Source organism: Hydrogenophaga sp., assembly GCF_035481345.1.
Taxonomy (GTDB): Bacteria; Pseudomonadota; Gammaproteobacteria; order Burkholderiales; family Burkholderiaceae_C; genus Hydrogenophaga.
The window spans coordinates 1-10,270 of record NZ_DATIGV010000197.1; the positions used below are offsets into that span (position 1 = coordinate 1).

Annotated in this window: 13 protein-coding genes; 6 read left to right on the top strand and 7 right to left on the bottom strand. The window is 70.0% G+C overall.

Translation table 11 applies throughout. The features are described from left to right. The 6 genes from VLG41_RS21085 to VLG41_RS21110 form a co-directional block, all read right to left on the bottom strand. On the bottom strand, window positions 1–1,326 hold a 1,326-nt coding region (locus tag VLG41_RS21085), incomplete at its 3' end, for an ATP-binding protein (RefSeq protein ID WP_325351347.1). Beyond that, window positions 1,323–2,726 (bottom strand): CHASE3 domain-containing protein, encoded by a 1,404-nt coding sequence (locus tag VLG41_RS21090; protein ID WP_325351348.1) that lies wholly within the window; start codon window positions 2,724–2,726, stop codon window positions 1,323–1,325. The genes VLG41_RS21085 and VLG41_RS21090, both read right to left, overlap by 4 nt. 12 nt (window positions 2,727–2,738) lie before the next feature. After that, the gene (locus VLG41_RS21095) at window positions 2,739–3,152 is read right to left on the bottom strand and encodes a response regulator (protein WP_325351349.1); all 414 of its coding nucleotides are present in this window, start codon (window positions 3,150–3,152) and stop codon (window positions 2,739–2,741) included. A 149-nt stretch (window positions 3,153–3,301) separates the two neighbouring features. After that, window positions 3,302–3,619, bottom strand: a complete 318-nt coding sequence (locus tag VLG41_RS21100; RefSeq protein ID WP_414652524.1) for a BON domain-containing protein — start codon at window positions 3,617–3,619, stop codon at window positions 3,302–3,304. Between the two features lie 36 nt (window positions 3,620–3,655). After that, a complete protein-coding gene (locus VLG41_RS21105) occupies window positions 3,656–4,096 on the bottom strand; it encodes a BON domain-containing protein (protein ID WP_325351350.1) in 441 nt (146 codons plus the stop codon). Between the two features lie 75 nt (window positions 4,097–4,171). Next, window positions 4,172–4,414, bottom strand: coding sequence for a CsbD family protein (locus VLG41_RS21110; RefSeq protein WP_325351351.1), 243 nt, complete (start codon window positions 4,412–4,414; stop codon window positions 4,172–4,174). A gap of 251 nt (window positions 4,415–4,665) precedes the next feature. On the opposite strand from VLG41_RS21110, the gene VLG41_RS21115 reads away from it, so the two are divergent. Further along, the gene (locus VLG41_RS21115; protein WP_325351352.1) at window positions 4,666–5,298 is read left to right on the top strand and encodes a response regulator transcription factor; all 633 of its coding nucleotides are present in this window, start codon (window positions 4,666–4,668) and stop codon (window positions 5,296–5,298) included. A gap of 116 nt (window positions 5,299–5,414) precedes the next feature. Here the strand turns inward: VLG41_RS21115 and VLG41_RS21120 are convergent, their stop codons facing one another. After that, window positions 5,415–6,860 (bottom strand): phospholipase D-like domain-containing protein, encoded by a 1,446-nt coding sequence (locus VLG41_RS21120; protein ID WP_325351353.1) that lies wholly within the window; start codon window positions 6,858–6,860, stop codon window positions 5,415–5,417. A gap of 250 nt (window positions 6,861–7,110) precedes the next feature. Between VLG41_RS21120 and VLG41_RS21125 the strand changes: the two genes are divergently transcribed. The 5 genes from VLG41_RS21125 to asnB all read left to right on the top strand — a co-directional run. Then, a complete protein-coding gene (locus tag VLG41_RS21125; protein ID WP_009515886.1) occupies window positions 7,111–7,275 on the top strand; it encodes a DUF1328 domain-containing protein in 165 nt (54 codons plus the stop codon). 119 nt (window positions 7,276–7,394) lie between these two features. Then, the gene (locus VLG41_RS21130) at window positions 7,395–7,922 is read left to right on the top strand and encodes a YiaA/YiaB family inner membrane protein (RefSeq protein WP_325351354.1); all 528 of its coding nucleotides are present in this window, start codon (window positions 7,395–7,397) and stop codon (window positions 7,920–7,922) included. 32 nt (window positions 7,923–7,954) lie between these two features. After that, window positions 7,955–8,416 (top strand): hypothetical protein, encoded by a 462-nt coding sequence (locus tag VLG41_RS21135; RefSeq protein WP_325351355.1) that lies wholly within the window; start codon window positions 7,955–7,957, stop codon window positions 8,414–8,416. 10 nt (window positions 8,417–8,426) lie between these two features. After that, complete coding sequence (locus VLG41_RS21140; protein WP_325351356.1) at window positions 8,427–9,218, top strand: DUF2145 domain-containing protein; 792 nt, start codon at window positions 8,427–8,429, stop codon at window positions 9,216–9,218. Between the two features lie 72 nt (window positions 9,219–9,290). After that, on the top strand, window positions 9,291–10,270 hold a 980-nt coding region (asnB, locus tag VLG41_RS21145), incomplete at its 3' end, for an asparagine synthase (glutamine-hydrolyzing) (RefSeq protein ID WP_325351357.1).

A 10,270-nucleotide genomic window follows, 5' to 3' on the forward strand; every position in this document is an offset into this window, starting at 1 on the left:
CTCCACGCGGGTGCCCTGGCCCGCTGCGCTGGTGATGTTCAAGCGCCCCGCGTGCGCCTCGACGCGCACCCGCATGCCCAGCAGCCCGTGGTGGCCGGCGGGCACGTCCTCCACGTCAAAACCCCGGCCATCGTCGTGCACCGAGACGCGCACGGTGTCGCCCGCCTGCTCCAGCGTCACCCGGACCTCGCGGGCCTGGGCGTATTTGCTGATGTTGGTCAGCGATTCCTGCACCAGGCGGTAGACCGTGAGCTCGGCGTCCTTGCACAGCGCGGCCGGCGACAGCTGGGTGTGCACCGGAATGCCCATCCGGCCCGCGGCCTCCTGGCACAGCATCTCCAGCGCCGGGATCAGGCCGAGCTGGTCGAGCGAGGAGGGGCGCAGGTGCTCGATGATGCGGCGCTTGACCGCGATGCCTTCGTTGACCCGCTGGTCGAGGCCGCTCAGGCGTTCCCGGGCCGCGTCGGGCAGGTCCGGCACGCGGCGCAGGCGCGCCAGCTCCAGCTTCATCGCGGTGAGGAGGCCGCCCATCTCATCGTGCAGTTCGCGTGCCACGCGGCCGCGCTCGTCCTCGCGCGCGTTCACGTGGTGGCCCGCGAGGTTGCGCAGCGCGGTGGTGCGCAAGGCCACCTGCCGGGCCAGGCGCTCGTTTTCCTCGGCCTTGCGCGCGGTCTCCTGCGCCTTGCGCTCGTCGGACTCGCGGATCTGGCGCATGAACAGGCCGAGCGCCAGCAGCGAGATGAGCACCAGTCCGTGCAGGGCCACGCGGTTGATGAGGATGGCGTCGTGCAGCGAGGTGCGGGCCTTGCCCTGGATCGCGCTGGCGCGCTCCAGCACGCTGTCGAATTCCTGGCGCAGATCGGCTTGGAGCTGTCGCCCGTGGTCGCCGCTGGCGAGCAACTGGGCCTGCGTGTTCTGGCCCTTTTCGGTCATCTCCACCCACAGGGCCAGCATCGCGTTGCGCTCCACCACGCGCTGGCGCACCTTGTCGATGGACGCCTTGCGCTGCGGGTCGAGCTGCACGAGCCATTCGAAGGCGCCCGGGCGCACGATGGCCATGTCGCGCACGGCCGCGCGGTAGTTGGCCAGGTCGCCCGGGTTGCCGCTGGCGATGAACGCGCGCGCGGCGGTCTCGGCATCGGTCAGGGCCTGCAGGGTGCGCGCGGCCTGCATGCGCGCGTCGGTGAGGGCGATGCCTTGCCGCAGCGAGGTGTTCGAATGGCGGTAGCTGCTCTCGTTGATGGCCATGACCACGATGGCCAGCGCCACGATGATGGGCATGACCCAACGGGTGCGGGCAACGCGTTCGAGCGAGGACTTGATCATGCGGAAGGGTCCTCCACCGGGGCCGCAGGCGCGGCGGGGCGATGGCGTTCGGGCAGGCGCACCTCGATGCGGGTGCCATCGCCGGGCGCGCTGAAGGTGGTGAAGGTGCCGCCCAGCGATTCGATCCGGTGGCGCAGGAGCTTGAGGCCGTGCGCCGAATTCGAGCGGCCGCCGTCCACGAAACCGCGCCCATTGTCGGCCACCGCCAGTGTGACCGTGCCGTTCTCGCTGGCCAGCCGCAGCGACACGCGGCTGGCGCCGGCGTGGCGCTCCACGTTGGACAAGGCGCCCTGGGCCACGGCAAAGAGCGCCTGCCGCAGGGAGGCGTCGAGTTCGAGCGGCTGCAGGTCGAGGTCGACCGCCACACCGGTGCTCTGCTGCAGCTCGTCGGCGCGCTGCTCCAGCGCCGCCTGCAGGCCCAGGTTCTGCAGGGCCGAGGGCATGAGGCCCTCCATCAGCCGGCGCTTGGTGGCGATGCCCTGGTCCAGCGTGGCACTCAGGTGCTGCAGGCGCGCGCTCACGTCGGCGCCGGGCGCCGGCAGCGCGTGGCGCAGCCGCGCCAGATCGAGCTTGGCGGCGGTGAGCAGGGCGCCCAGGTCGTCGTGCAGGGCGCGCGCCAGGCCGCCGCGTTCGCCCTCGCGCAACTCCTGCAGGCCCAGGTTGAGCAGGGCCAGTTCCTCGGTGCGCTGGCGCACCTGCTGCTCCAGCGTGTCGCGCTCGGCACGCAACTGGCGCGCGTGGGCCCCTTGGCTGGCCTGCAGGGCGGCGTTGCTGCGCAGGAAGAACACGTAGGCCAGCAGGCTCAGCAGCGCCAGGCCGTGCACGCTCAGGCGGCCCACCTCCAGCGTGCGGTAGATCGCGGCGCGCTCGCGCGCGATGCGGCGCTCCTCGTTGCTGAGCAGCACGTCGGCCATGCGGCGCACCGACTCCATCTTCTCGCGCCCGATGTCGGTGAGCAGCAGGCCGCGCCAGGCGTCGTGCGAGCCGGCGTCGTAGAGGGAGATGGTCTCGGCCGCCTCCGACACCTTCTGCAGCGCCGTCTCCTCCAGGCTCTCGACCAGGCGGTTGAGTTCGGGGTCGTCGCGGTAGTGCTCGTGCAGGCGGCCGATGGCGTTGATGAGGTCACCGCGCGCGGCCTGATAGGGCGCCAGGTACTGCACCCGCCCGGTGAGCAGGTAGCCGCGCTGCGCCGTCTCGATGTCCAGCAGGCGGCGCATCACCGTCTGCAAGGCGTTGCGCGCCGTGTCGCGGCCCCCCAGGTTGACCAGCGATTCCAGGGCGCGCTGGTAGGTCCACTCGGCGCCGATGAACACGCCCATGGCCAGCAGCACCGCCAGCCCCACCGCCAGCGGCGTGCGCCAGAGTGCCTGGCGCCAGGGGCTGAGGGCAGGCGTCGGCATGTCTGCCGCGCCTTATTGCAGGTCGCCAGGGGCGGTGGCCGACCCATCGGAGATGCGTTCGCAGTAGCTGATCAGGTCCTCGAGCTCGCAGGACTTGTCGAACACGCGATCGGCACCGAGCTGGGCGCAGCGCTTGCGGATGTCGGGGGTGGCGTAGTTGGTGAGCACCACCCGCCGGCCCGGCAGGTGGGCGTCCTGCGCGGCCTTGAGCACGCCCAGGCCCGAGCCGGTGAGGAGGAAGATGTCCACGATCATGAGGTCGAAACGATCGTCGTCGCCGTCCGTCTCGCTGAGCCAGTTCACCGCTTCCGTCTCGTTGCGGGCGTGCCCGACGACCTCGACATTGGCCAGTTCCTGGAGCGTGGACACCAGGTTGTCGTAGATGACCTTGTTGTCCTCGACGATGAAAGTGCGAAGCGGAGACACGGAGACGATCGGAACGTTGGCGGGCGAGGGTTCGGCGGGCGGAGCGCGAACACGGCCATGATGCCGTGTTCGCGTGCCCGCCGGGGCCTCCTGTCCGCTGATTGTGTTGTAGGACGCGTCCTACTGGATGGGGAAGCCCCGGGCGGGGGTCAGCGAACGACGATGTCGTTCTTCACCGACTTCACGCCCGGGGTGTTCGCCGCGAGGCGGCCGGCGGCGTTGCGCTCGGCTTCCGACTTGGCGAAGCCCGACAGCTGCACCGTGCCGTTGAGCGTCTCGACGTTGAGCGACATGGCGCTTACCGCCGGGTCTTCGGCGAAGCGCGCCTTCACCCGCGTGGTGATGGTCGTGTCGTCGATGTAGGCGCCCACCGTCTGCTGGTCGCGGGCGACCGCGCAACCGGTGACCTGGACGACCATCAGGGCGGCCGAGGCGGCCAGGACGGCGTGAGTCAGTTTGCTGGACATCATGGAAATCTCCTGTTGTTGCTTGGAGGGACTTGCTTAGCTCGTGCTGTCGACGGTGAGTCGGTTGTCGACCTTCACCACGCCTTCGACGGCGGAGGCGAGGGTGGTGGCGCGGTCTTTGGCCGCGGCGGTGGGGGCGGTGCCCTTGAGTTCGACCTGGCCATTGGAGGTGTCCACGTCGATGGCGAGCGCGCTCAGTTGCGTGTCGGAGGCCAGGGCGGCGTTCACCTTGGCGGTGATGGTCGCGTCGGCGGCGTCGCGGGCGATGGTGTCGGCCGCTTCGTTGCCGGCGGCCTGGATGTCCTGGCCGGCCTGACGCGCGTCCTCGCGCATCTGGTTGCCAGCCTGCTGGGCCTCGTTCGTGGCGCCGTCGAGGCGTTCGCCCACGGTGGCGTCTTCGCGTTCACCGCAGGCCACGATCAGCGTGGAAGCCAGGATGGCGGCGGCGAGGGTGGTGTATCGGGTGCTCGGTTTCATGATGGGTTCCTCTCGTGGGGACCGGCGCGCTGGCCGGTCCGGAAGGGGTGGGTAGGGGAGGGCGATGCCCCGCGATCAGTGCGGGCGGCGCGCGCTGCCCGGGGGGTCGAACCAGTCGTCGCTCACCGTGCGTTCCCAGGCGGCGACCTGCTTCTCGGCCTCGTCCTTGGCAACGCCGTAGCGCTCCTGGATCTTGCCGGCCAGCTGATCGCGGCGGCCCGCGACGACATCGAGGTCGTCGTCGGTGAGCTTGCCCCACTGCTCGATCATCTTGCCCTTGACTTGCTTCCAGTTGCCTTCGATGCGATCCCAATTCATGTGTGGCTCCTTGGTGTGTGGTGGTGTGCCGGTTGGCGATACGCCGATCGGGTGGATGGCGTCGGCTGTGGCGCATGGCGTCGAGCCGTGCAGTCACTGTAGGAATTCGCACCCGCGGACGGTGTCGGGCGGTTCGCCGCCCGTGTGTAGGACTGCGCCGATGCCTGCGGCAGAGGTGTAGGAGTCGTCCGACGCGCACGGCGCGGCAGGCCTGCCAAAATGCCTCGCTTCCCTTCACCACGAGAAATCCCATGATCAAGGTAGGCATCGTCGACGACCACGCCATCGTGCGGTCCGGCCTGCGCCAGTTCCTCAGCGAGCACGTGGACCTGAAGGTGACCGGCGAGGCGAACAACGGCCGCGAGGCGCTGGAGCTGGCGCGCGGCGGCGAGGTGGACGTGCTGCTGATGGACATCTCCATGCCCGACCACAGCGGCGTGGATGCGCTGCAGGCCATCAAGGCGCGCTTCCCCGATCTGCCCGTTCTGATCCTCAGCGGCTTCCCCGAAGCGCAGTACGCCACCACGCTGCTGCGCTACGGCGCCAGCGGCTACCTCAACAAGGAATGCGAGCCCGATGAGATCGTCAACGCCATCCGCCTGGTGGCGCGCGGGCGGCGCTACATCAGTCCCTCGGTGGCCGAGCTGCTGGCCGACAACGCCGTGGGCGACGCCGAGCGGCCGCCGCACGAGCAACTGTCCGAGCGCGAACTGCAGGTTTTCCTGCGCCTGGCCAAGGGCGAGACGGTGGGCGCCATGGCCGAAGCCATGTTCCTGAGCGTGAAGACGGTGAGCACCTACCGCACGCGGGTGCTGGAGAAGCTCAAGCTCACGAGCAACAGCGAGCTGACGTACTACGCGCTAAAAAATGGGTTGATTCAGTAACCCGGGTCTGAGGCCAGCGGGGAGCCTGCCAGAAATGCCACGGATCCGGCTCCGCCGGTCCGTCGGCATTGCCCCCTTGAGGGGGTCGCGCGAAGCGCGGCGGGGGTGTTTCACATTTACAGCCAGCGCTCGAACAGCCGGCCCACGCCCTCCATCAGCCGCCCCCCCAGCCCCCGCCGCTCCCATTCCTCCAGCGTCACGGCGCTCGAGTCCTTGCGGTCGCGCGCGAACAGCGCGTTCATCTCCCCGCCGAACTCCTCGCCGAGCACGATGACGTTGAGCTCGTTGTTGGCGACGAAGCTGATCCAGTCCAGGTTGCTCGAGCCCACGGTGGAGAACACGCCGTCGATCACGGCCGTCTTGGCGTGCATCACGGCCAGGTCCATTTCGTGGATCTTCACGCCCGCCTGCAGCAACTGCGTGTAGTACGAACGCCCCGCGTGCAGCACCAGCGAAGAATCGCTGCGCCCCGGCAGCACCAGCTCCACCGAGACCCCGCGCCGCGCCGCGTCGCACAGCGCCTGCACGAACACCTGGCCCGGCGCGAAGTAGGCCATCGAGATGTGCACTTCCACCTGCGCCGCGTCGATGGCCGCGATCAGCGCGGTGTAGATCCGGTTGGCGTCGTCGCGCGGGTCGCTCGCCAGGACCTTCACCACGCGATCGCCCGGTTCCGCGGCCAGCGGCTTGTCGGGCGTTGCGCCCAGTTCGCCCTTGCAGCCCTGCTCGCGCCAGGTGGCCTCGAACACCTGGGCCAGCGCGGGCACCACCGGCCCGCGCATCTCGATCTGCGTGTCGCGCCAGCCATCGTCGATCGGCGCTCCGCCCGATGGGCGCGCCGAGCGCCGCCACGACGCCGAGCCCGAACCATAGACCCGGCTGATGTTGATGCCGCCGGTGAACGCCACCTGCTGATCCACCACCAGCAGCTTGCGGTGGTCGCGGTGGGTGATGCCCCAGTAGCCGGGGCGCCGCACCGGGTTGATGGGATTGAACTCGCACACCGCGACGCCGCCGTCGGTGAGGCGCTTGAAGAACTCCGTCGGCGTGGTGATGGAGCCCACCGCGTCGTAGATCACGGCCACCGCCACGCCTTCGGCGGCGCGGCTCAGCAGCAGGTCGGCGATCTCGGCGGCCACGCCCTGGTCCTCGAAGATGTAGCTCTCCAGCAGGACGCGTGAACGCGCCTTGGCGATGGCCGCCTTCATGGCGGCGAAGGTGGCCGGGCCGTCCACCAGCAGCTTCGTGCGGTTGCCCCGGTAGAGGTCGGCGTCCCCGGTCTGCGTGAGGGTGCGCAGGTGGTGGCGAAGCAGCTCGTGCCGGCCTTCGTTGCCGAGCTGTTGCAGGGTCTGGCGCTTCTGCGCGGCGGCCACCACGCCATCGGCGCCGCGCACCGTCACCAGGCCGGGCCCGCCACCGGCCTGCGCCAGGGGCGGTTCGCGCGGCGGCAGGCTGCTGCAGCCCACCAGCGCCAACAGCGTCAGCGCGCACAGCCACGACAGGGCGAACCACCAGCGGGCGGGGGGCAGTGGCTGCGGGCGATCGGGAGCATCGGAGCGCATGGGGGTGGGTGGGCAGTGGGGTCGCCAGCAGTGTGCGGCGCCAGCCCGGACGGCGCCTGTCGGCGCGCAAGCCAGGCCCGCGTCGGACGGCACCGACACGGGGCCCACCCGTCGGTGCGGTCCTACAGGGCGATGCGGTGCGCGCTTGCAGCGCGGCGCCCGGGCGCTTCCTACAGTGGAGCCATCACAACGGTGGTCGTTGTGAACGCAACGCGGAGGTCGCCGCATCGGCCTCGCAGAGGAGCCAGACATGCTGCATTACGCCGTGGTTTTCTTCGTCATCGCCCTGATCGCTGCCGTGCTGGGCTTTGGCGGCATCGCCGCCAGCGCGGCCGGCATCGCCAAGATCCTCTTCGTCATCTTCCTGGTGCTGGCGCTCGGCTCGATGCTGCTGGGCCTGTTCCGAGGTCGATAGAAGAGTAGCGAATTTCGATACCGATTGTCTCCAGCATTTGAACCGGTTCAAGAAGCCGGTTCTTTTTTTGTGCCACCGCCCAACCATGGAGGCCTGTTCAACCACCCCACAGGTGATTCATGGTCGCGTCCGATGTCTCCTCTTCCCCCACCGACACCCGCAGCGAGCGCGCGCCGCAGTCGCCAGCGGCGTCGTCCGCGCCGCATGCACCGCGCCCCGTGCGCGTGCTGCGCGACACCCGCGCCTGGCAACTGCAGGTCTGGGTGTCCTTTGCGCTCGCCGTGGGCTTGTGCGCCGTGGGGCTGGCCTGGTTGCCTGGCCTCGCGCTGGACCGCGCCTTCATGGTGATGGGCTATGTGTTCTGTCTCAGCAGCGTGTTCGTGCTGGCCAAGGCCATCCGCGACGGCGAGCAGGCGGCGCGCGAGCGCCGTCCCGAGACGCCGTTCTGGCGCCTCGTGGTCTGGGGCGGCTTCGGCGTGGCCATGGGCCTCACCGCCTGGGGCCTGCTGCGCATGGACATCAACCCCACCTACCGCGCCTACCTGGGCGTGAGCTGGCTCTACCTCGTCACCACCGCGTTCACGCTGGCCAAGACCCTGCGCGACCGCTTCGAGGCGGACCTGGCCGAACGCGGCCAGAGCCATTGAGCCCACGCCACGTCACGCCAAGGAGAAACCTCATGAACCCCTTTGCCTTTCTGCGTTGTGGTGCCCTGCTGGCGGGCTTGTCCCTCACGCTGCTGGTCACGCCGGCGCGCGCCCAGAGCGAAGCCTCCGCCGCGCTGTCCCTTCTGCCCGTGGCCTCGGTGGCCGCCTCCGGCGTGGCCGCCTCGGGCGCGGCCGCCGCGGTGAGCGCGCTGCCCGTCGCGCTGTCGGTGGGGGGCGCCGTGCTCACCGTCAAGGCCGTGGAGGCCAGCGCCACCGGCACGGTCTACCTGCTCGAACGCGCCTCCGACGGCGCCCGCGTGAGCGTGGAGGTCTCGGGCCGCGCGGCATCGGCCACGGCCATCGGCGTGGGCACGCTGGTCACGGTCAGCGTCATCGGTGCCGGCGTGGTGCTGTCCACGGCGGGCGAGGTGCTGGCCTTCATTCCCAACGAACTCGGTCGTGCGCTGCTGCACAACGAGCGCCTGACCTACTGAGGAGACGGCCATGCGCACGATCCTCATCGCACTGACCCTGGCCGCCGCTGCATGGCCCGCCGCGCACGCGGGGCGGTCCTGCGAAGCCAGGCCCCTGAGCGCTGCCGCGCTGGAACGCGGCCTGACCCTGGCCCAGCGCACCGCCGAGGCACTGGACGCCGAGCACGCCCGCAGCGGCGCGCGCGTGGTGGTGCTGGCGCGCGCCGGGCAGGACCTCACCCAATACCACTTGCGCTACTCCCACCTGGGTTGGGCCTACAAGACGGCCGAAGGCCCCTGGCGCGTGGTGCACAAGCTCAACCAGTGCGGCACGGCCGTGGGTGCGCTCTACCGTCAGGGCCTGGGCGAGTTCTTCCTGGACGACCTGTGGCGCCACGAGGCTGGCTGGCTGGTGCCCGCGCCCGCGCTACAGGGACCGCTGCTGACCGCGCTGCACGACCCCGAGCGGGCGCGCGCCCTGCACACGCGCGACTACAACATGCTGGGCTATCCCTGGAGCACGCGGTACCAGCAGAGCAACCAGTGGGGCATCGAACTGCTGGCCGCCGCGGCGGAGCCCGGTGTGCGCTCGCGCGACCAGGCCCAGGCCTGGCTGCGCTTCAAGGGCTACCAGCCCACCACGCTGCGGCTGGGGGCTTTCACGCGCCTGGGTGCGCGCGTGGGCACGGCGCACATCGCCTTCGACGACCACCCGAACGACAAACGCTTCGCCGACCGCATCGAGACCGCCACGGTCGATTCGGTGTGGGCCTGGATGCCCGCCGCCGGGCTGTCGGGCCCGCCGCAGCGCCTCGCGCTGTGAACTTTCTGGACGAGGGCACTCCATCAAGGTCAAAGATTCTTTTCACACCATCTGAAGGAGGACATCAGCGACATGTGTGGACTGGCAGGAGAGATCCGTTTCGATGGCCGCGCCGTCGATCCCGGCGCGATCACGCGCATGAACGAGCGCCAGAGCGCCCGTGGCCCCGACGGCCAGGGCCTGCTGGTGTTCGACCGGCTGGGCGTCGGCCACCGGCGCCTGAAGATCATGGACCTGTCGGACGCCGCGCAGCAGCCCATGGTGGACCCGATGCTGGGCCTGGGCGTCGTCTTCAACGGCGCCATCTACAACCACCACGAGCTGCGCGAGGACCTGGTCGCGCGCGGCTACAAGTTTCACTCCAGCGGTGACACCGAGGTGCTCATCAAGGCCTACCACGCCTGGGGCCCGAACTTCGTGCGGCGCCTGCAGGGCATGTTCGCCTTCGCGATCTGGGAACGCGACAGCGGCAAGGTGCTGTTGGGCCGCGACCGCCTGGGCATCAAGCCGCTGTACCTGGCGCCGGTGCCGGGCGGGCTGCGTTTCGCCTCCACGCTGCCGGCGCTGCTGGCATCGGGCGACGTGGACAACGGCATCGACGCCATCGGTCTGCACCACTACCTGTCGCTGCACGCCATCGTGCCGCCGCCGCACACGCTGCTGCGCGGCGTGCGCAAGCTGGCGCCGGGCACCTTGCTGCACGTCGAACCCGATGGGCAGCAGCGCGAGGAACGCTACTGGTCGCTGTCGTTCGACCGCGACGACACCGACGAGCAGCGCTCCTTCGATGACTGGCAGGAGCTGCTGCTGGATGGGCTGCGCACGGCCGTGAAGCGCCGCCTGGTGGCCGACGTGCCCGTGGGAGCGCTGCTGTCGGGCGGCGTGGACTCCAGCCTGATCGTGGGCCTGATGGCCGAACAGGGCGTGCGCGAGCTGCGCACCTACAACGTGGGCTTCGAGGACGTCGGCGGCGAGGTCGGCAACGAATTCCAGTACGCCGACCTCGTGGCGCGCCACTTCGGCACCGCGCACGAGCGCCTGTTCGTGCCCGA

What these genes read in the sequence shown, in the direction of transcription:
- VLG41_RS21090 (WP_325351348.1), bottom strand. Translation starts at nt 2,726, where the DNA reads ATGCCGACGCCTGCCCTCAGCCCCTGGCGCCAGGCACTCTGGCGCACG.
- VLG41_RS21100 (WP_414652524.1), bottom strand. Translation starts at nt 3,619, where the DNA reads ATGTCCAGCAAACTGACTCACGCCGTCCTGGCCGCCTCGGCCGCCCTG.
- VLG41_RS21105 (WP_325351350.1), bottom strand. Translation starts at nt 4,096, where the DNA reads ATGAAACCGAGCACCCGATACACCACCCTCGCCGCCGCCATCCTGGCT.
- VLG41_RS21110 (WP_325351351.1), bottom strand. Translation starts at nt 4,414, where the DNA reads ATGAATTGGGATCGCATCGAAGGCAACTGGAAGCAAGTCAAGGGCAAG.
- VLG41_RS21115 (WP_325351352.1), top strand. Translation starts at nt 4,666, where the DNA reads ATGATCAAGGTAGGCATCGTCGACGACCACGCCATCGTGCGGTCCGGC.
- VLG41_RS21120 (WP_325351353.1), bottom strand. Translation starts at nt 6,860, where the DNA reads ATGCGCTCCGATGCTCCCGATCGCCCGCAGCCACTGCCCCCCGCCCGC.
- VLG41_RS21125 (WP_009515886.1), top strand. Translation starts at nt 7,111, where the DNA reads ATGCTGCATTACGCCGTGGTTTTCTTCGTCATCGCCCTGATCGCTGCC.
- VLG41_RS21130 (WP_325351354.1), top strand. Translation starts at nt 7,395, where the DNA reads ATGGTCGCGTCCGATGTCTCCTCTTCCCCCACCGACACCCGCAGCGAG.
- VLG41_RS21135 (WP_325351355.1), top strand. Translation starts at nt 7,955, where the DNA reads ATGAACCCCTTTGCCTTTCTGCGTTGTGGTGCCCTGCTGGCGGGCTTG.
- VLG41_RS21140 (WP_325351356.1), top strand. Translation starts at nt 8,427, where the DNA reads ATGCGCACGATCCTCATCGCACTGACCCTGGCCGCCGCTGCATGGCCC.